The following is a 20,293-nucleotide window of genomic DNA, read 5'->3' as shown; positions in this document are numbered from 1 at the left end:
GGGACGGCTAACCCCTACTCCCCACAAGAATCATCCTCAAATTGTGCAACGCGGGTAAACCCGCCCCACCCGTATCTGATAATTATAGCCATCGGACTTGATATTAACTATCAGCCGGGAAGTCCCTCGGTATATTTAAAGGGGATTAATCTGAGCGCTGCGCGAAGTACCCCGTTGGGAATTACGCCCGCGTGATGGAAAGAAGCGTCGGAGGTCGCGGACGGAAGCCGACAATTAGACATTGCAAGTACCTTTAACTTTGATGTACTTTCTAAACATTAAATTGAAAAAATGGTACATTAAAGTAGGTCGAAAAAAGGAAGTTTTCCATGCAACTGACATACAAATACCGCCTCAAACCCACAAAAGCCCAACTAGCAACAATGGTGGCTCATTTAGAACTCTGTCGTCGGCAGTACAACTACCGACTCGGCGAAAGATTTAGGTGGTGGGAAGCGACGAGAACACCTATCAATGCCTGCCCCTTGATTGTTTCTATAGTCCCTGTTGAGGAGATTTATCAAAATATTCCCTTAACTAGGGTGCAGACTAGGGATGGCAGAAAAAAGGATGAGTCAGGCAATCCTTTGACCAGAAAAGGTGACATTTTCTCAAATATTGAAGGCGGTTACGTCCAGTGGCAAACCATACAGCTTGCTGACCTGAAAAACACTAAAAAACTATTTCCTGATTACAAAGTGTTGGATTCGCAGGTTTTGCAGGATGTTGTAAACAGGGTGGAAACTTCCTTTTCAAATTTCACCACGCCGGACAAAAATGGCAATCGTAGAGGCAAACCCAAGTTCAAAGGGTTTCACTACTACAAATCTTTCACTTACTCTCAATTAGACAACTTAGATATTGCTAAGGATGAGCAAAATAGGATTTGTATTAACCTGGCGAAAATAGGTAAGCGTGCCTATGGTTTTCCATCGTTCAATACCAACAGGATTTAAGGTTAAGACGGGAACGGTTATCAGAGAAGCGGATGGGTGGTATATTTCCCTGACGCTAGGAGATAAGACGGTTCCCGTAACGGTTGCAGAAATTCAACCGACTGATGAAAATACTGTTGGTATCGACTTGGGAATTACTAATTACGTTTATCTTTCTAATGGCGAAAGAGTTGAAAATCCTAAATTCTTGAGGAAGTCGGCCCAGAGATTGGCAAGACTTCAAACGAAGTTAGCTAAAAAAATGAAGGGTTCCAAGCCTTGGAAAGTTATCAAGGACAGGATTTCTAAACTCCATCAGTTTGTAGCTAGAGCTAGATTGGATTTTCAGTTTAAAACGGCACAGCAGCTCTTCGGTAAATGTGATGTTTTAGTTGTTGAAGATTTGAGTGTCAAAAACCTGACTAGACGTGCCAAGCCGAAGACTGAGATTGACAACGGTAATTTAGTTTACTTGCCGAATGGTCAATCAGCTAAAAGTGGCTTGAATAAATCAATGCTTGATGTTGCTCATGGGCAATTCGCCAGCGTCCTCAAGTATGTTGCTTGGAAGTTAGGTAAAATTGTTCTGTTTGTTGACCCCAAAGGCACATCTGGGCATTGCTGGAATTGCCTTAACAAAGTACCGAAAGAATTGTCAGATAGATGGCATTCTTGTCAGTGTGGAGAATCTTTGGATCGCGATGAGAATTCAGCCAAACTTATAAAAAAGATTGGTCTAAGTTGCGAAAGTGGCGGGGGAACTCCGTCACTCAAAAAAGCCTTTGCAAAAAAGGAAAAAGAAGCCTGCGGTCTAACTGTACTCAGTTGACCGTCAGGTTCGTTCACTCGAAATCGTCAAGTCCAGGTCTGGGCATGGATGCTAATTTTTTCTCATCGTCTAGGGGCAGAAAGAAAATCGTCAGCATACCGGGAATCACAGCCAGCGCGCTCATCAAAAAATAATTTTGATAGCCGAGACTCGCCTGCAAGTAGCCGCTAAAAACGCCCGGAATCAGCACTCCTGCGGCCATAAAAGCCGTTGTAATTGCATAGTGAGATGCTTCGTATTCAGGGCGGACAGTCCGCATCAAGAACACTGTATACGCAGCTACGCCAAGTCCGTAAGTAAATTGCTCGATCGAATTTACAGCATAAGCCCATTCAATCCCCGGCTGATTGATTGCCAACAGCCAATACAGCACGTTAGTTGAATTTTGCAGAATTGCCGTCGGCCACATCCATTTTTTCAATCCTTGTTTAGCAATCAAATAGCCGCCCAGCAACCCTCCAATTAACAGAAACATTACCCCTAAAGTACCGGATAATAAGCCCATATCCGACGTAGAAACTGCTAATCCTCCTTTCTCAACTTTATCCATTAAAAATGGAGGAGCCATTTTAAACGTCAAGGCATCGCCCAAGCGAAAAATCAAGACGTAAGCCACAATCCAACCTATTTTATCTTGCTGAAAATAAGTTTTGAATGCTTCGATAAAGCTGGTTCTTTGTTGGGGGGTGTCGGATTCTAGGTCGTAATTTCTAGGATAGGGAAGATACCACCGCTGAAAAAGATATATCAGCACAAACATAATCGCACAAATACCAAAGGCTGTCGCCCATCCGTAGTTAAGCGCAGACACGCTAAAATCCGAACCAAAAAGTGACAGTGGAATGTTTTGATATGTTTTTGTGTCGCCTGTATTTCCGGTGATTAAATGCTGTTCGGCCAGTTTCCCCGCTAAGAACACCAATAAACCGCTACCGGCAATGACAGCACCTCTATAAGCCGTGTTGCGAACCCCGACAAATAGTGCTTGTTGGTCTTTATTTAGAGTGTTTAAATAAAATCCGTCAATGGCGATGTCGTGAGTAGCTGACACAAAGGCGATCGCGGTAAAGATAACAAGCGATATAATAATCGGTGCCGGCGTTAATACGCCAAAAGCCAGGAAAGCAAACAGAAAAGCACAAATGATTTCGGTTGTTAAAATCCATTTGCGTTTGGTGGAATACAAATCAACAACTGGCCCCCACAAACCTTTTAAAACCCAAGGAAAAGACAACAGACTTGTCAATCCGATCAATTCGTTGCTGGTTCCCATACCTTTCAAAAAAATCACCGACATTAAATTAACGACGGTGTAAGGGAGACCTTGAGCGAAGTATAATACTGATACCCACAATCCAGCGTTATGCTTTTTTTCCATTGGAGAGATATTTTACCTAGTTACTTATTTGATTTACTGAGTGCGATCGACAATTCCGGTCAATTCAACCCCTGGCATCACAGTATATGCCATTCCGATGCCAGCGCCAGCCATATAAATAGTGCATTTTAGCATCCTTCAGACTCAAAACTATTTTTATTTTTTGAATTAGCCTGCAAAATATTTTTCTCCGTTAAAATGAACGAGGTAAGCGCGAACATTCTTGTCCCAATCATAAGTGCCATAGGTTCGCAGCAGTTCCAAAGCACTTTCTTCTATCTGATATGCCGTTTTTGGACTATTCACCGGACGTTCGGGACTGTCAGGATTAACAACAATTAAACCTGCATCTAGAAACTGATGCACCGTTTGGCGGCGCACAGTTTCCCGCGTATTTAGTGCATATTTTTTACTGTACTCCTGCTCCATAAATTCCATAATTGGTGTGATTCCCCGAAGTGGAGATTTTGCCAATTCCCAAGCATCCTTTGGCTTGAGGTCAAGCAAAGCCAGAAGGGTTAAGGCGGAACGTTCGTTAAGCTGACCTTTTGGAAAACCCAGCGCTGCAAGTATTTCTAGAGATTCATCAATACGGTTCTTGATTGTGATTGGGCTATTTTCTAACGGATTGGTCGCGTTCAGCAGTTGTGTCTCGACAAGTTGATCAATCTCCCGCTGTGTAGGAAATATTTCTCTTATTTGAGCGCCAAGTAAAAGTAATTGCTCTCCATTAGGATACTTCAAATTGCGTAAATCCGTAGCATTAACTTGAGTGTGTCCGTTGAACAGTCGGAAAAACGCATCTACCAAGCTCGAATTTAGATAAACGGCCAATCCCCGCGCCAGGGTGAGGTCTAATCCGCGTCCCTGTTGGTGAAAGTAATTCAAATGGTTCTCAAAACCAATGCTAGAAGTATTAATTTTATTGGCATCCCAGACAACTGCAACAATTCGCTTTTTCTCTTCCTTTGACGAGAAGCGCTTGCTCAAAACATAATGTTCGTTAGGTACGAGGAGTGCAGCAGTTTTTTCCGTGACAGCTAAAGCTTGAGGCTTTCTCGTTGCGGTGGGATATTCAACAGCGCCAGCCGAGAAGTGTGCGGGATAAATCAGCGGAACTGTACCGTTTTCAGGTTTTAGCCGCAAGTCAGAGCGAACACGAAAATCTACAACTTTTCCGGTGGAAACTGTTAAGCCTAATTCCTCTAGCGTGCAAGTAAATTGAGCCATTTGCTCGACTACTTGCTGGCTGACAGAATCCGGTAAAATCCGAATAAATTGCTCGGAATCATTGGGATTAATTAGGGCGGTATAGGGCAGTTGGTGAGACAAAATTAGGTCGTCGCCCACGCTGCTGCTTGAGGTAATTAGTACAGTATCTGGCTGTTCTATTTGTTTGGTGGCGCGCACAATAATAGTTTCTTGCAGCACCGCATCATCGCGAAATGGCAACTGTCGGGATTCAAAGATGTGTACTTGGCGTAAAGCCATCATTTGAAGGAATACTTTGCGGAAGTCTCGAAAGTATAAACCGTTGCAAAAGCTGCGGGGAGTAATCGATACTAATTCACCGTTTGGTTTGAGCAGGTGAGCAGCAGCAACTGTAAAGCCGGCGTAGAGATTGCTGGTTTCTAGTCCTATAGAACGCAGCAAGGTTCGGGCTTGGGATTTAGCGTCTATCTTGGCATAGGGAGGATTGATAATTGCATGGGTAAATTCCAGTTTTGCTGGTTGTGTAAATAGATTGGGCTGCAACATATCGGCGCTGTCTTGAATAAAATCAATTTCGCGAACCTCACAGGTAAAAGATATCCCAAAACGCTGACATTCTATACTGCACAATTCTAAGGTTTGCTTGAGGTATTCAATCAAAATAAGGTCGATTTCATAAGCTGTAACGTGCAGGCTGTGCGGTCTGTTTGGGCGCTGACAAAGTTCGCAAACAACGGCTGCTAACAGTGAACCAATACCAGCCCCGGCATCTAAAAGCGATATATCGGGACAGTTAAATTCAAACATTCCCGCCATCAAACTTGCGACTGAGGAAGGTGTTAAAAATTGTCCCTTTTCTCCTCTCTGGCTTTGCTGCAACTTTCGGGTTGCTTCTTGGCGCCAGCCATCTACGCGATCGAGTAAATTGCTTGCAGTTGAGTAGCTGTTACCCGGCAGGGCTAGGGTTTGAAAGTGCGGTACTATCATTTGTTCAAAAAGTGCGATTTCGAGTTCAGTTTATTTTCGCCAAAATAGGAATCTATAGGCTATCATAGTACCAGTTTACTCTCTTCCCATAACAGCAAAGGGCAGCCATGAGTCAAGAAAATTTTACATTTCTCCTTGATAGCGAAAAAAAAGAGGCGCTGAAGGCGATCGCTACTGTCACCGATCGCGATTTAACTTATGTTTTGAACGAAGCGATCGCTTCTTACCTAGAAAATTATCAATGGCTGGTTGATGAGATTAACAAAGGCGTTGCCGAGGCCGAAGCTGGAGATTTTGCCAGCGATGATGAAGTTCAAGCAGTTTTTGTCAAATTGACCAATGAAAATTAAGTGGCTGCGACAAGCTTTGCGAAATCTAGAACAGGCTCACGCATATATTGTCAAAGACGATCCAGAGGCAGCAAGGCAATTAATTTTGAGGATTCAGGGTGCTGTAGGTTAACTCGCCGAGTTTCCTTTTATGGGCCGAGTTGGTCGCGTAGAAGCTACTAGAGAACTTGTCATTTCCAATACCTCTTATCTCATCATCTATCGAGTAAAAGAAGAAAACGTAGAAATTCTCCGTATCCTTCACAGTTCAAGAAAGTATCCAGAAAATTAGGTGATGTTGCCGATCGCGATTCGGGGCGCAACAAGTCTACTCGATCGAGTAAATTGCTTGCAGTTGAGTAGCTGTTACCCTGGAGGGCTAGCGTTTGAAAGTGCGGTGCTATCATTTGTTCAAAAAGTGCGATCGCGAGTTCAGTTTATTTTCGCCCAAAATTGCACCGATGTGCGAAAATGTCAAGCGCACTAGAAAATATATAACTTATCCAAAAGTATGTTGACTGTTCATATAGCTAGATCGGGAGGTAGCTAACGATGACACAAACTCAAACCAAGCGTTATGATTTCACTTAAGTATCTAGGCCTAAGTTATGACAACTATCAACTGGAACGAAGTTTTAGATAGTATTTCAGAGAATGCAGAAGAGTCAGAAGTCGAAGATCGATTTGTCAAACGCCTTCTAAATGCACTTGGATTCACATCTGATGAGTGGGTACAACAGTTTAAAACAGGGAAGGGTCAGGCTGATTTTGCTGCTCGCAAGAATCACGATGAGGATAAATTTTCAGTTTCTAAGATTAACCCATACTTAATCATTGAAGTTAAAGGGAGAGTATCAGGAAAGTCAATCAATAACTTAGCAGAAGGTACTCCCACGTACAAAAAAGCTAAAGAACAGATAACACGTTATCTTCTTGATCCTAAGTGCCAAACATCTCAATGGGGTATGATCACTAACTCAACAGATATCCAGCTATTCCGTAAACATGGTAAAATCGTATTGCCTGCTACTGACTGCATGAGGATAACCAAAGATAATATCATTGAGATTATTACTAGAATTAAGAAATTGCTGGAAAATCCACCCCAAGCTTTAACAATTTGCATCTATAATGATAAGGGAGGCGTGGGAAAAACTACAACGACAATCAACTTGGCTGCGATTCTTCGACTAGAGCATAAAAAAGTGCTTGTTGTTGACTTCGATCCACAACAAGGAGATTTAACAGATTCATTAGGCTTACAGGAGGGAAAAGTCAAATTATCGGATTGTCTGGTTGATGAATCATTGAATGTTAAAGAAACTATTCAACCATTTTATCTAAAGAATAAAGCTGGTCAATTAGTTAAGATGTTTGATGTAATCCCATCTGATTCAGGGTTATCTAAGTTCATGACTTATGAGTATGAAGCAAAAATTGAGAAAGGTTCAGCAAGGCTGCGAGATTTGCTTGATATTTTTGTTCGTAATTATGATTACATCTTAATTGATGCACCTACGAACTGGACTTTTTTTAGTAAAAGCTGTGTGGGATGTTCCGATGTAATCCTCATGCCAACAGAACACAATAACTTTTCATCCTTAAAAAATGCTGCTAAAGTTATTCAAGAATTCTTACCTGAAGTTAAGAAGCTTAGGCAGGACGGTGGCCCTATTGCCTTGCCGATTTTTTTCAATAGATATAAAGCAACAGAGGCTTCAATCAAAAGAGCAAATGCAGAAATTAAAGCAATTCTTACACTTAAGAAAGGAGATAATTATCTTATAGATACTAATTTGTTACCCTATTATTGGCCTAAATCTACAAAAACGGTGATTGACACAACTATATTCACTGTTCCAGAATATGAAGTTGTTTCAAGTGCAGCTTTTTCTCGAAAACCAGCGGTTTTTCAAAACAAAAAAGCCGCTGAATATTACTTAAAATTAGCGAAGGAGTATTTTTTGTATGAGTAATTCAGAGAACATCGGTAAGTTAATGCACTTGAAGTTATCTAAAATTGAGTCAGCAGAACCCTGCTCTGAGTCAGAGTTTGTTATTGCCGGAGCCGCCGAAGCCGTCTTGCAAGCAGGTAATCGCAATTGGATTCCGATTATCGTTAAAGAAACAGGCGACTATCAGTATCAAGTTGTGAGCAATCACTTTGTCTATGCTGTAGCTCAACAAGCCAAATTAGATTTAGTATGGTGTATTGTCATTGACCCAAAACCATCAAATATTGAACAAGCGAAGATTCTAGCGCGAGAAGCAAATCCCACAGTCAATCTGAGTACAGCATCAAAAGATACTATTATAGCTGCACTTGAATACTTAGTTAAAGAGCATAATTGGAACAAGGTAGAACCAGTTGAAGCTGCCAATAAAATTTTAGCATCTAACCGGGAGCAATGGTCAGATTTTATCCCTTTGACTAAGCTACAATGTGGTTTGAGTAAGGCGAGATTAGATTGTATTACTAAAGTGTTTTCTATATCGCCACCACCACCACCACCGCCACCTCCTGAAGCGGTTAGCGTGAAACGTGCATCAAGAGATGAAATTTTCGATCGCCTCAATTACTTATCAACTAATAAAATAGGCGGCTTTGAAAATATTGATGCCGAAAAAACAGCCGATGCTATCTTCACCGCGAATAAAGGCAAGTGGAAAAGCCTAACTCCAATTGCCAAGCTTGAATGCGGCCTTGATACAGCCAAAATGAAAATCATTAAAACCCTATTTAGCCTGTAAAACTATGTTAAGTGGTGTCGCGGATTCAATTTACTGGCTCAACCGCTATATTGAAATATCGGAAAATATCGCCGATTTTGCCGAGGTCAATTTTAATCTCATTCTCGACTCTCCCAGCGATATTGCTCAACTATTTACCGATCGACCCACTTAATTTACGATTGTGCGAAAATGTCAAGCGGACGCTCAAACCAAAAGTCCGTAAAGGACTGTTAAACGCTCTCTCACACATTTCTGATGCCTAAACCCAAAACATTCTTTTTGTCAAGCTTGTTCCTGATTGGCTTAACAATTAGTTTTCTGCTGACTCCTGGTTGGTTCTCCAACTTCCCATCTCGCGCTAACGCAACTATGCCCCCGCAAACCCAAACCGCCGAATTTCGCGCATTCTGGGTGGACGCCTTCAACCCCGGCTTCAAAACCCCTCAAGAAGTCACAAAATTGATCGCAGACGCGCAGCGGGCAAATGCCAACGCCATCGTCGCCCAAGTCCGCCGCCGTGGCGATGCCTTTTACACGAGTGCGATCGAACCCCGCACCCTCGATCCCAACGTTCCCCCCGGTTTCGATCCCCTGCAAGATTTGATTGACAAAGCCCACGCCGCAGATATTGAAGTACACGCTTGGATGGTGACGCTGCCCGTGGTTTCGGGCACCAAACTTCCCGCCGGTCACGTTTGGCAACAACACGGGCCTTCGGCCCCAGGAAACGACAATTGGGCAATGCTGACTTACGGTGGGGAAGCCCAAGGCTATCTCGATCCCGGCCATCCAGACGCCGTAGATTATACTGTTTCCGTGTATTTGGACTTGCTGAAGCGCTACGATGTGGACGGTGTACAGTTGGATTATGTGCGCTACGGCGGGCCGACTTGGGGCTACAATCCGACTGCGATCGCCCGTTTCAATCAGCAAACAGGTCGATCGGGCAAACCCGCACCCACCGATCCCGCCTGGATGCAGTGGCGGCGCGATCAGGTGACAAATTTAGTGCGGAAGCTTTATGTAGAAAGCCTTGCCATTAAACCGCGTGTTAAAATTACCGCCGCCACGATCGCCTGGGGCGACGGCCCGAAAAACGAGGCAGGATGGTATCAAACACAGCCCTACAAAGAAGTATTGCAAGATTGGCGCGCTTGGCTGGAAGAAGGGATCGTAGACATGGCGATGCCGATGACTTACCAGCGCGAGTACAAACGATCGCAAAAACTCGCTTATGACCACTGGATCGAGTTCGCCAAAGACCACCAGTACAACCGCCAAATTGCGATCGGCCCCGGCAATTACCTCAACTACATCGAAGACACTCTAGCGCAGGTACGCCGCGCCGAAGGGCCTTCTGCGAAAGGGAATAACCTAGCGGGTACGGTGCTGTATTCCTACGCTAGCAGCAACGTCTACACGAATGTGGAACTGCGATCGGGCGGTAGCGGTGATTTGCCCCGCCAGCCTTGGAAATACGTTCTTCAAAGCAATGATTGGTTTTATACCGCGCTCTCGCAGCCGAGTCAATACGTTGACGGCGCGACGGGTAAAACTGTTGAAACTCAGCCTGTGTGGACGACTGCGGTGGGGATTCCCGATATGCCTTGGAAGTCGCGGCCGACTACAGGTGCGATCGCCGGAAATTTGCAGCGCTGCGCTCAAACTTGCGACGGTGCGAGCTTGACATTGCAGTCGATCGATGCTGCTGGCAAGGTGCGTCAACTGCGCGCCGATGGTAAAGGATGGTTTGGGGCGATCGAGCTTTCTCCGGGAACTTATCAGTTGAAAGTTGACGGTAGTCAAATTCAACAAACAGTTAATGTTGTCGCAGGTGAAGTCACAAAAGTGAATTTTGCCAGTTTGTAGGGTTTCAACTTAGCCCGACGCCAGCGGGTTAAACCCCTGGCGTCGGGCGAAAGTCATCTTCAGTTGAAAAGCCGGCGTTTAAACATCGGGCTAACCGATCATTATTTTGCGTTTTGGTGATAGCGACTTAAATCACTGTCCAGTGACCAAATAAACACTTCACTCATGGGGAAGCGCTTGCACGACTTATTAAATTCTTCAATGATACTGAGATCGCCGAAGCTAGTTCCTTCAGGCTTATCAGGGGCTTTGTTTTTGCCAGCTCCATCGGGAAAATTGTCAATCCACTCTAGTATCTCTGTTGTAGTGGGGAATTGAGTAAGTGACCAAGGAGCTTCACCCTTAAATGCAGCTTTAACTTCTTTAACAAAACGCATGGCTGTTTTCCTTCTCATTGTACCGTCGCCATTCTGGGCAATGTGGTTGCCTGTTTCTATTATGGTTGCCATCGGTAACAAAAAAGTACAACCAGATTCAGCATAAACCTTAAAATCTTCGAGGACTAATGCCCTATCCTGATTACAGTTGGGAACATTAAGAAAGTTGAGGAAAATGCTAGTATCGATTAGGCAAATACTACTCATTCCCCGTACTCCTGCAAACGAGACAGCCATGCCATTGCTTGCTGTTTTCTCTCATCAGGCGTGTGCGGCGACTTGACAAACCGATCGACTACTCCAGCAGTTACCAATTGACCAAGAGGGCCTTGCGATATCAGGCTAGGAAACTCATACATATCTCCGAGTCGTACAAGGCGGCTATCCCCTGCTTGCGGATCTCGGTAACAAAACACTACATCACCGAGAGCAGCATCAGGTAAGGCATCCATGAGAGCGGGGTTGTGAGTAGAAAGCAGCACCCGCAAATTACGACGCTCGGCAATATCTCGAATGCAGGTTAGTAGATGTTGGGCGCGGTTGGGATGAACGCCATTATCGATTTCTTCGATGACTACTAAACTACCTTCGGTTGCTGATAGCATGGCTGCTGTAATTGCTAACACCCGCAAAGTGCCATCTGATAACAAAGCCGCCTCGCAATAGCGCGGTTTATTACCAAAGGTTTCTGCTAGGCGTACCATCACTTCATCTCGCGGGCCAGAAATGAAATCTAGCTTTTCTATAGCCTGTTCTGGTAAGCTCTGAATCAAGTTTAAAATAGTTTTTTGATTATCGGGTTTATTTTCCCAGAGGCGAAACAAAACACTGGAAAGATTAGTGCCATCCTCCTGTAAGCGTTTATCCGATTTGAAACTGTACTCGCGCATTTTGGCGGGAACGGGATCTAGAAATAGGATGTTTTGTAATACTCTTTGATATTCGTGGACTGTTTCAGGAATGACTTTTTGGGATTTATGGTTTTTTGCATCAAAACGAGCAGGTGTGTCTAATTGAACAAAGATAGCCATTTGATCGCTGCAAATTACTCGTGGCTTATTTTTTCCTTTGGTAAAGTTGTTATAGGAAACATCAACATCCGTCCCTATTCCTTGAGATGGTTTATTTAGCTCATATAGAGGTATTTGACTTGTTTCAGTTGTCGAGCCAACAATCCGCTCACTACTAATATGCAGTTCTCCCTCACGCACATTGAGGGTTATATCAAGTTGGTTCCATTTTGTTGAGTCTAAATGGCAACCGATGGTAAAACTTGACTCTCCTTGATAAGATAAATCATCGACTCGACCGCGTATAATGCGATCGGCATTATTGACCGCATATTGAATAGTGGTGAGTTTTTGACCTTGTGCCAACCATGACAAAAAGCGCAAAGCTTCAATTGCATTACTTTTGCCTGCAGCGTTGGCTCCGATGAGCACAGTCAGCGCTCCAAGCGGTAATCGGCTTGTTTTGTAACTCTTGAAGTTTGCGAGGGTAAATTCTGTTAGCATGGTGTCGATCTGGAATTGTCGATTATTGGGTGTTAAATGTGATTTAGCGACAATTTCATGTTTTTCGATAACCTTTTGTGAATTATGTTTTTTTTATTAACCGCAGAGGGCGCAGAGGGCGCAGAGAAAGAGAATAGAAGAGATTGAGATTGAGATTGAGAGAATGACTTTTCTCTTATTCTGCAGTCGGGCTATTCTTCTCTTCCCTTCTCTATTCCTAATCGCTTTCTAGAATGCTTGCGAGCAAAGCTTGCTGAGCGTGCATCCGATTTTCTGCCTGATCCCAAACGCGCGATTGACCGCCTTCAATCACTGCATCGGTAATCTCTTCATCCCGGTGTGCGGGCAAACAGTGCAATACAATTGCATTCTTATCTGCTAACTTCAGCAATTGTTCATTTACCTGATATGGCTCAAACAAAGGAATCCTGATTTTTGCTTCCTCTTCCTGTCCCATACTCGCCCAAACATCAGTATAAATCACTTGAGCATTCTTCACAGCAGCTTCTGCGTCCGTCGTCACAGTAACTTCTGTTTTTCCCTGAGCAATATTCTTAGCTTTTTCCACTATCTCAGCATTCGGCTGGAAATCTTGAGGGCAAGCAATTCTTACATTCATTCCCGTCATTGCACAGCCCAACATCAGCGAATTTGCCATATTATTGCCATCGCCTAAATAAGTCAGGGTCAATCCTTCCAACTTGCCAAAACACTCTTTTACTGTCATTAAATCCGCCAGCACTTGACATGGGTGTTCGTCATCTGTCAGCGCATTAATCACAGGAATTTTGGCATAATTGGCAAAAGTTGCTAAGTCCTTTTGCTCGAAAGTCCGAATCGCCAAAATGTCTAAATATCTGTCTAAAACCCTGGCTGTATCTACCAAAGGTTCACCGCGGCTGACTTGTGTAACGTTGGGATTGAGGTCAATCACTTGCCCTCCCAATTTATACATTGCTACTGTAAAACTTACCCGCGTTCGCGTTGAAGCTTTGGAAAATAACAAGCCCAGAACTTTATTGCGTTTCAGCTTGACCATTCCCGATTTTAAACTGGCTGCTAGATCCAGCAAATAATTTAATTCGTCAATGCTTAAATCTGCCAGACTTAATAAATCTCGCCCTTTTAATGAGTCCATGCTTTCCCCCACACACAAATTTTTAACTGTGTCTTAAATCTTAGCCCGCAGAGGCGGGTTTTGTTTATTTTAGCTTGCACCATTCTCAAGAACAGGCTTTCCGGCCTGTTCCACAAAGATTAGATTTTATTGTGGGGTGGGCATCCTGCCCGCCCGTCAAAGGCTTATTAACAATGGTGCAATATCTAAGTTTATTTCAACTTGCGGGCAATTGCTCGATCGCCCGATCGATCGAATCGCAACCTTGTTCCACCGTTTCTACCACAGCCAACACGCCCCGCAATTCCCCAGCGCCGGGGAAACCCTTAGCATACCAGGTTAAGTGCTTGCGCGCTTGGCAGACACCGCTTTCACCTTTATATTCCCACAAAGCCCGCAAATGTTCCTTAGCACATTCGAGGCGTTCAATTGGTGTCGGAGCTATCTTTTCTTCACCAGTTTTCAAGAAATAATCAACTTCTCCCACCAAAAAAGGATAGCCCAAAGTTCCCCGCGAACACATCACTCCATCCGCGCCCGTTTCTTCCAGACATCGCATCGCTGCTTCCACTGAAAAAATATCCCCGTTAGCAATAACTGGAATCGATAAAACTTCTTTCACTCGGCGAATCCACTCCCATTTTGCCGGGCCGGTGTAACCTTGCGATCGAGTTCGGCCGTGCACGGTAATCATTTTTGCTCCCGCATCTTCCATCCGCTTCGCAAATTCCAAAATATTAATTTCTTTGTCTGTCCAACCGATTCTAGTTTTAACGGTGACAGGAACATCTACCGCTTCCACCACAGCCCGCACAATTGCCTCGGCCGTTTCCGGGTCGCGCAGCAGCGAAGAACCGCCGCCGTTTTTAGTAATTTTGTTAACCGGACAGCCCATATTAATATCAACAGTATCCGCTCCTTCGGCCACTGCTTTCTGGGCCGCTTCTGCCAAGAAATCCGGCCGGCAGTCAAACAATTGAATGCTAATCGGGCGCTCGTTCGGGTCAACTTCCATAATTCTCGGCAGTTGCTTCACGTAGTGCAAACCCGTAGCGTTCACCATTTCCGTGTACATCATCGAATCCGGCGCGTAGCGGCGCACCAGGCGGCGAAATACCAAATCGGTAACGCCGGATAAGGGCGATTGCAGGACGCGGCTTTTAACTTCAAAATCGCCGATTTTGAGCGGAGTTGCTAACCTTTCTTTTAATTCGGGAGATAGAGCAAGCATAGTCGATCGCACTTAAATTCTAATATCTGTATATTATACTACACTTCAGATACTTGACTGTTGTTAACTATATTTTTAGCCGATTATTGAGTGACAGCTAAAAGTATATTTAACCTGACCGCAATGCCTATTTTACACATCCCGATCGCCCGAATTTGAATATTGTCAAACCAGGGCCCAAACGCCAACCCCGACCACAGTTAAATCTCTGTGCCACTTCGATCTATCTATGGGGTGTGGCCATTAATGGGGGATCTACCTACTAAGACTGTTGCCCAAGTCATATTTTTATTGTTTAATTCTGCCGAATGCTCTGACTGCCTTCTGTTCCGGCTGCCTTCAGACGATTAATGCTTAAATTTATTAGGATTCTGCAAAAGCCGTACATCAGATCGTTTTAAACTACAATTGGTGGATTCCTGACGACGCCGATCGAACATTAAAAAAATTGTAGAGAATTCCTATGGACGCCGCAGCACTCTGGCAACGCTATCAAGACTGGCTTTACTATCACTCTGGATTGGGACTTTACCTCGATATCAGCCGCATGGGATTCGACGACGCTTTCGCAGCAGCACTGAAGCCCAAATTTGACAAAGCTTTCAAAGACATGGCAGCCTTGGAAGCAGGTGCGATCGCCAATCCCGACGAAAACCGCATGGTGGGCCACTACTGGCTGCGAAACCCCGATTTAGCTCCCACTCCAGAATTAAAACAAGAAATAGTTGAAGGGATAGCACAAGTCGAAGCATTTGTCAAGAAAGTTCAAAACCGCGATATTAAACCGCCCTTTGCTCCGCAATTTACCGACATAATTTCGATCGGCATCGGTGGTTCCGCCCTGGGCCCCCAATTTGTCGCCGAAGCTTTATCCCCAGACATTCCGCCCCTAGCAATACATTTTATCGACAACACAGATCCGGCTGGGATCGATCGAGTCCTCAACAAAATCAAAGACAAACTCGCCAGCACCCTAGTAATTACTATCTCCAAATCCGGCGGCACCCCCGAACCCCGCAACGGCATGATCGAAGTTCAAAAAGCCTTCGCCGCCCAAAAACTCGACTTCGCCAAACAGGCAGTTGCCATCACTGGATGTGACAGCAAACTAGACAACTTAGCCAAATCCGAAGGCTGGATTGGCAGCTTCCCAATGGCCGACTGGGTGGGAGGACGCACTTCCGAATTGTCAGCAGTAGGACTTTTGCCCGCAGCTTTGCAAGGCATCGACATTCGGGCGATGCTCGACGGCGCTAAAGTCATGGACGAAGCTAGCAGAATTCCCGACATTAAAAATAATCCCGCCGCCCTGTTAGCAATGTCCTGGTATTTTGCTTGCAACGGACGTGGCGAAAAAGATATGGTAGTTTTGCCGTATAAAGATTCACTGCTATTGTTCAGCCGCTACTTGCAGCAATTAGTCATGGAATCGATCGGCAAACAGGAAGATTTAGACGGCAATACAGTTCATCAAGGAATCGCAGTTTACGGCAACAAAGGCAGCACCGACCAACACGCCTACGTCCAGCAACTGCGAGACGGGGTGCCGAATTTCTTCCTAACATTTATCGAAGTTTTGCAAGACAGGCAAGGCATTTCCCCAGAAGTAGAAACCGGCGTCACTTCGGGAGATTATTTGTCTGGTTTGTTGCAGGGAACTCGGCAAGCCTTGTACGAAAATCACCGAGATTCCATTACTGTCACAATTCCCGAAGTCAACCCTCGGACAGTAGGAGCATTAATCGCCCTCTACGAAAGAGCCGTAGGTTTTTACGGTTCCTTGGTGAATGTCAATGCCTATCACCAGCCAGGGGTTGAAGCAGGCAAAAAAGCAGCCGCTGCTGTATTGGACTTGCAGCAACGGGTACTGCAAGTGCTCAAAGACGCCCAAAAACCTCTTTCTGTCGCAGAAATAGCTAAAAAATCAGGAAAACCAGAGCAAATCGAGACAATTTACAAAACTCTGCGACATTTGGCAGCCAACGGGCGCGGCGTAGCTTTGGAGGGAACATTAGGGCAGCCTGCTACTTTAACAGCAAGTTATCAACGAAATGGGGTCTAAAACCCTGTCCTTCTAGGACGGCTTTAATTTCTTAAATCCCTTCCTAAAAGTGAGGCAATTTCTAGTATACTAGAGTAGTCAAGGTTAAACTCCTTCGCCCGGAGTGTATAAAAACAGTTAACGACACACTTTGGCGCGTAAACCGGGGGACAAAGAGCGGCGAAAACTCTATAAACAGCTAGGGGCTTAACACAGTTCCTTTAACCAGAGAAACAAACTATTTAGTCTTGTTAAGTAGGGTAGGGCATACCCGAACTCTAGGTGAAGATCCTAGTACGCTTTTGGAGATAGACCCTAGGCGGGTGACTGCGAATCGGGCTCGTTAATTGGTAGGCTTTCTACGGTTAAAAAGTTTGAGTATTGCCGAAAGGACGCAACATTTTAAGGTCAGTCGCTGAATTAAGAATCCCTGTCCTTTAGGTCAGGGAGTGTCAAAAACAGAATTAAACAGTAGAATTAAAAATTAAAAGTGACTAATTTCACTTTTAATTTTTAATGTTTAATTTTTAAATTCCCCTCATGCCCTTGACCATTCTGGTTGCTGACGACGATTTCGCGACTCGCTTGTCGATTACCGATTATCTGGAAATTACCGGATACTCTGTAATCCCTGCTGAGAATGGCAAAGAAGCTTTAGGTTTGGTAGAGGAATTTCAGCCCCACTTGATTGTTACCGACATTACAATGCCCCAGATGGATGGCTACGAATTTGTGCGGCGAGTTCGGACTCGTCCCGCTTTCCGCTTGCTGCCGGTGATTTTTTTGACGGAACGCACGAGCACGCAGGAACGGATTCGCGGCTATCAGATGGGGTGCGACAATTATCTGGCTAAGCCTTTTGAACTCCAAGAATTGGGGGCGGTAATTCGCTCTTTGCTCGATCGCTACGCTCTAATCGCTCAGGCACCGTCTCATTCCCCCAAACCAGAACCGACGCCAACAGAGGCACGCAGCAGAGCCAACAGCCAGCCAGAAGCGGATTTTTTTACTCAAAAGTCAAACACAGGCGATTCCCTACGGGATAGCTCCGCTTCACGCCCATCTCCCAGCCAAAATGCTCCGAGTTTGACTCAGCGAGAGCGAGAAGTGCTAGAGTTGCTAACAGAAGGTCTTTCTAATATTCAAATAGGCGATCGACTCCACCTGAGTCCTCGAACTGTCGAAAAGCACGTCAGCAGGTTGTTCAGAAAAACCGACAGCAACAACCGTGCAGAACTCGTTCGCTTTGCGATGGAACACCATTTAGTCGGTAATTGGTAATTGGTAATTGTTAATTGGTAATTCTTAATTTTTCCTGATTGATAACGTACTCCAACAAACCCGCTTGAGCGTCCAGCAGCAAATCAATTACTCGATCGAATCCCTCCGGGCCACCGTAGTAAGGATCTGGCACTTCTTTAAGGTCGTATTTCTGGCAAAAATCGCACATCAGCCGCACTTTATCTTTATACTTTCCCGCATTATCAAGAGCAAGAATATTGCGATAATTGTCCCGATCCATAGCCAGAATCAAATCAAAATTTTCAAAATCTTTCCTGGTAAATTGGCGGGCTTCGCCTAGCAATTCAATGTCTCGCTTCTTCGCCGCCAATGCCATCCGCCTGTCAGGGGGGCTGCCAATGTGATAGCTAGCAGTTCCAGCAGAATCGCAGGTGATGCGATCGCTCAAACCAGCTTGTTCAATTAAGTGATTCATAATATTTTCTGCTGAGGGCGATCGGCAGATGTTGCCGAGACAGACAAACAATAATTTATAAGACATTTAATTGATAATTAGTAATTGGTAATTTTTAATGGGAAGGAAGAAAGAAAATTTTTCCTTTCCCCTTTTTCCCAATGTTTTGTGCTTCAGACAAATCAATCAGTCATTAGCTATAGATTCCTTTTTAAACACAGATAGCTAACAACTAATGACTGATGACTGATGACTAATGACTAACCGAAACCGGGGAGATTTAGTCCACCGGTGAGTTCTTCCATTTTCTCCCGCATCGTCATCGTAGACTTAGTGTAAGCATCCTGCATCGCCACAGTGACGAGTTCAGAAACCACATCAGCACCTTCACCGAGGGCATCCGGTGAGATTTCCACGCGGCGGGGTTCTTGGTTGCCGCTGAGAAAAACCTTGACCAAGCCACCGCCGGCAGTTCCCTCAATTTCCATGACATCCAACTCTTCTTGGAGCTTTTTAGCTCCTTCTTGAACCTGCTGAGCTTTTTTGAAAGCTTCAGTCAGTTCTTTCATTTTGCCCAGGCCGAAGCCAAATCCCTGTCCTGATTTTGTCATCAAAATTCCTCGGGTCTGAAACCCCGTCCTTACAGGACGGCTTTACATTTAATTTTAATCCCCTTGCGGGGTAGGGGGGTATGGTTGCCCCCCCCGTGAGGATATGGTTGTCCTCAATCTCCCATTTCTGGGGTAAAGTTAGCTTTGCCAATGTTTTCTGAGCTTGTTAGGCTAGCAGCACTGTTCCAGTGACCTTAGAACTGTTTAACTACTAGCGACAGAGCAGGGAACTAGCTTCGCATTCGCCCGGTGTCGTGACTCAAAAAACGTAGTCAGTTAAGACGCTTGGCGGGTCAAGATGGCTTGTTAGATTTCTCTTTCAAGCCTCATGCCGTCAGGGCTGAGGTTCTTGACAACTACTTTGTGATGGTGTGTGGGCTGGCAGTCTGCCGTTTCCGTATTACTTCAATGATGCCTTAGAAGGGAAACTCTCCCAGTATTCTAACTTCTGGCTCCAACAACAGCGACCACCGCTGCTCGACTTGCTGTTGAACGTGGCGGATCACTTGAAAAATATCATTGGCCGTTGCCGACCCGCAGTTAAGAATAAAATTAGCATGGCGCTGCGCTACTTGTGCGCCGCCGATCTGATATCCCTTCAGTCCCGCTTGTTCGATGAACCAACCGGCAGTCTTGGGGCCGGGGTTACGGAAGACTGAGCCACAGCTCGGTAAGTGGTAAGGTTGAGTTGTCCGCCGCTGGCTGAAATGGTCATTAGTTTCTGCCATTACTTGCGATCGGTCGAACCCCGGCTGTAACTGGAAAGTCGCTTCTGTTACTAGCCGATCGCCCCCTTGCAGCACCGAAGTCCGGTAGCGGTACTCCAACTCTTGGGGAGTCAGAATTTCCACCTTGCCACCAGGGGATAGGACGCGAGCGTTGACCAGAATATCAGCAGTACAGCCTCTATGAGCGCCTGCATTCATCACCACAGCCCCTCCCACGGTGCCCGGTATGCCGACTGCCCATTCTAGACCTTTCCAGCCCCGTTTAGCCGCCAACCAAGCAAGGCGGGGAATTGACTCCCCTGCCCCCGCTGTAACTTGACCTGTTTCTGGGTTAAAATTCACCTGTTTCAGGTAGCGAGTGCCGACGACCAAACCGGACAAACCCCGATCGCTCACCAACAAATTAGAACCTGCACCCAGCAGAGTCACCGGCATCCCTTCATCGTGTGCCCAGGCAAAACTCGCTTGCAAAGCCTCCATACTGCGGGGAGCAACGTACCACTCGGCCGGGCCGCCGACTCGGAAGGAAGTCAGGCCCGCCAGCGAAACTTGGGAGTTAATCTTGCAATCAGTTCCCCGCAAAGAAATAGGAGAATACACTCGCCGATTGTCCTTAACAGAGGAGTCATTCGAGATAGTCACCATCTTGAAAATCCTTAAAAATACCTTCGCTCGAAGACGTGGTTTAAAATCCATTTAGCTAACT

19 protein-coding genes and 2 pseudogenes are annotated in these 20,293 nt (G+C 45.2%); 12 read left to right on the top strand and 9 right to left on the bottom strand.

Features of this window, described 5'->3' with window-relative positions; all coding sequences use genetic code 11:
- The 3 genes from QT992_RS12070 to QT992_RS12060 all read left to right on the top strand — a co-directional run.
- Window positions 1-195: hypothetical protein (locus QT992_RS12070; protein ID WP_333377046.1), on the top strand; the 195-nt coding region annotated here is incomplete at its 5' end.
- Between the two features lie 134 nt (window positions 196-329).
- Entirely contained in the window at window positions 330-956 is a 627-nt protein-coding gene (locus QT992_RS12065) for a helix-turn-helix domain-containing protein (RefSeq protein WP_333313858.1), read from the top strand.
- Window positions 922-1,764 carry a transposase gene (locus tag QT992_RS12060; RefSeq protein WP_333313857.1) on the top strand — a complete coding sequence of 281 codons (843 nt, stop codon included), beginning with the start codon at window positions 922-924 and terminating at the stop codon, window positions 1,762-1,764. Before QT992_RS12065 ends, QT992_RS12060 begins: the two co-directional genes overlap by 35 nt.
- Window positions 1,765-1,777: 13 nt before the next feature.
- Here QT992_RS12060 and QT992_RS12055 read toward each other — a convergent pair whose 3' ends face one another.
- Both QT992_RS12055 and QT992_RS12050 read right to left on the bottom strand, forming a co-directional pair.
- The gene (locus QT992_RS12055; RefSeq protein ID WP_333336804.1) at window positions 1,778-3,142 is read right to left on the bottom strand and encodes an MFS transporter; all 1,365 of its coding nucleotides are present in this window, start codon (window positions 3,140-3,142) and stop codon (window positions 1,778-1,780) included.
- A gap of 168 nt (window positions 3,143-3,310) precedes the next feature.
- On the bottom strand, window positions 3,311-5,341 hold the full coding sequence (locus tag QT992_RS12050; protein WP_333336806.1) for an Eco57I restriction-modification methylase domain-containing protein: 2,031 nt from the start codon (window positions 5,339-5,341) through the stop codon (window positions 3,311-3,313).
- 107 nt (window positions 5,342-5,448) lie between these two features.
- Between QT992_RS12050 and QT992_RS12045 the strand changes: the two genes are divergently transcribed.
- From QT992_RS12045 to QT992_RS12015, 7 genes and pseudogenes are all read left to right on the top strand, one after another.
- Window positions 5,449-5,691 (top strand): CopG family transcriptional regulator, encoded by a 243-nt coding sequence (locus QT992_RS12045; RefSeq protein WP_333336808.1) that lies wholly within the window; start codon window positions 5,449-5,451, stop codon window positions 5,689-5,691.
- Complete coding sequence (locus QT992_RS12040) at window positions 5,681-5,803, top strand: hypothetical protein (protein WP_333336810.1); 123 nt, start codon at window positions 5,681-5,683, stop codon at window positions 5,801-5,803. Before QT992_RS12045 ends, QT992_RS12040 begins: the two co-directional genes overlap by 11 nt.
- Before the next feature lie 12 nt (window positions 5,804-5,815).
- Window positions 5,816-5,962 (top strand): annotated as a pseudogene (locus tag QT992_RS12035) (type II toxin-antitoxin system RelE/ParE family toxin); the annotation flags it as partial.
- A gap of 316 nt (window positions 5,963-6,278) precedes the next feature.
- Entirely contained in the window at window positions 6,279-7,646 is a 1,368-nt protein-coding gene (locus QT992_RS12030; protein ID WP_333336812.1) for an AAA family ATPase, read from the top strand.
- Window positions 7,639-8,421, top strand: coding sequence for a hypothetical protein (locus tag QT992_RS12025; RefSeq protein ID WP_333336814.1), 783 nt, complete (start codon window positions 7,639-7,641; stop codon window positions 8,419-8,421). The genes QT992_RS12030 and QT992_RS12025 overlap by 8 nt, the downstream gene beginning before the upstream one ends.
- Window positions 8,422-8,425: 4 nt before the next feature.
- Window positions 8,426-8,551: pseudogene (locus QT992_RS12020) on the top strand (alpha-E domain-containing protein); the annotation flags it as partial.
- 107 nt (window positions 8,552-8,658) lie between these two features.
- Window positions 8,659-10,272, top strand: coding sequence for a family 10 glycosylhydrolase (locus tag QT992_RS12015; RefSeq protein ID WP_333377044.1), 1,614 nt, complete (start codon window positions 8,659-8,661; stop codon window positions 10,270-10,272).
- Between the two features lie 101 nt (window positions 10,273-10,373).
- Here the strand turns inward: QT992_RS12015 and QT992_RS12010 are convergent, their stop codons facing one another.
- The 4 genes from QT992_RS12010 to dusB form a co-directional block, all read right to left on the bottom strand.
- Window positions 10,374-10,856, bottom strand: coding sequence for a type II toxin-antitoxin system VapC family toxin (locus QT992_RS12010; RefSeq protein WP_333313850.1), 483 nt, complete (start codon window positions 10,854-10,856; stop codon window positions 10,374-10,376).
- Window positions 10,853-12,163 carry an AAA family ATPase gene (locus QT992_RS12005; protein ID WP_333313849.1) on the bottom strand — a complete coding sequence of 437 codons (1,311 nt, stop codon included), beginning with the start codon at window positions 12,161-12,163 and terminating at the stop codon, window positions 10,853-10,855. Before QT992_RS12005 ends, QT992_RS12010 begins: the two co-directional genes overlap by 4 nt.
- Window positions 12,164-12,380: 217 nt before the next feature.
- Complete coding sequence (gene argF, locus QT992_RS12000) at window positions 12,381-13,301, bottom strand: ornithine carbamoyltransferase (RefSeq protein WP_333313847.1); 921 nt, start codon at window positions 13,299-13,301, stop codon at window positions 12,381-12,383.
- Window positions 13,302-13,497: 196 nt separating this feature from the next.
- Window positions 13,498-14,511: a tRNA dihydrouridine synthase DusB gene (gene dusB / locus QT992_RS11995; protein ID WP_333313845.1), complete on the bottom strand. Its 1,014-nt coding sequence runs from the start codon at window positions 14,509-14,511 to the stop codon at window positions 13,498-13,500.
- 463 nt (window positions 14,512-14,974) lie between these two features.
- Between dusB and QT992_RS11990 the strand changes: the two genes are divergently transcribed.
- Window positions 14,975-16,573: a glucose-6-phosphate isomerase gene (locus tag QT992_RS11990; protein WP_333313844.1), complete on the top strand. Its 1,599-nt coding sequence runs from the start codon at window positions 14,975-14,977 to the stop codon at window positions 16,571-16,573.
- A gap of 519 nt (window positions 16,574-17,092) precedes the next feature.
- Entirely contained in the window at window positions 17,093-17,833 is a 741-nt protein-coding gene (locus QT992_RS11985; protein ID WP_333336819.1) for a response regulator transcription factor, read from the top strand.
- Between the two features lie 10 nt (window positions 17,834-17,843).
- Here the strand turns inward: QT992_RS11985 and QT992_RS11980 are convergent, their stop codons facing one another.
- From QT992_RS11980 to murB, 3 genes are all read right to left on the bottom strand, one after another.
- The gene (locus QT992_RS11980; RefSeq protein WP_333336821.1) at window positions 17,844-18,335 is read right to left on the bottom strand and encodes a low molecular weight protein-tyrosine-phosphatase; all 492 of its coding nucleotides are present in this window, start codon (window positions 18,333-18,335) and stop codon (window positions 17,844-17,846) included.
- Between the two features lie 173 nt (window positions 18,336-18,508).
- On the bottom strand, window positions 18,509-18,859 hold the full coding sequence (locus QT992_RS11975; RefSeq protein ID WP_190742781.1) for a YbaB/EbfC family nucleoid-associated protein: 351 nt from the start codon (window positions 18,857-18,859) through the stop codon (window positions 18,509-18,511).
- Between the two features lie 416 nt (window positions 18,860-19,275).
- Window positions 19,276-20,232, bottom strand: coding sequence for a UDP-N-acetylmuramate dehydrogenase (gene murB / locus QT992_RS11970; RefSeq protein ID WP_333065719.1), 957 nt, complete (start codon window positions 20,230-20,232; stop codon window positions 19,276-19,278).
- Between the last annotated feature and the right edge of the window lie 61 nt (window positions 20,233-20,293).

It is taken from the genome of Microcoleus sp. T3_D1 (genome assembly GCF_036700405.1).
Taxonomy (GTDB): domain Bacteria; phylum Cyanobacteriota; class Cyanobacteriia; order Cyanobacteriales; family Microcoleaceae; genus Microcoleus.
The sequence above is the reverse complement of the archived record's forward strand: the minus strand, read 5'-3'. Positions and strand labels throughout refer to the sequence as shown.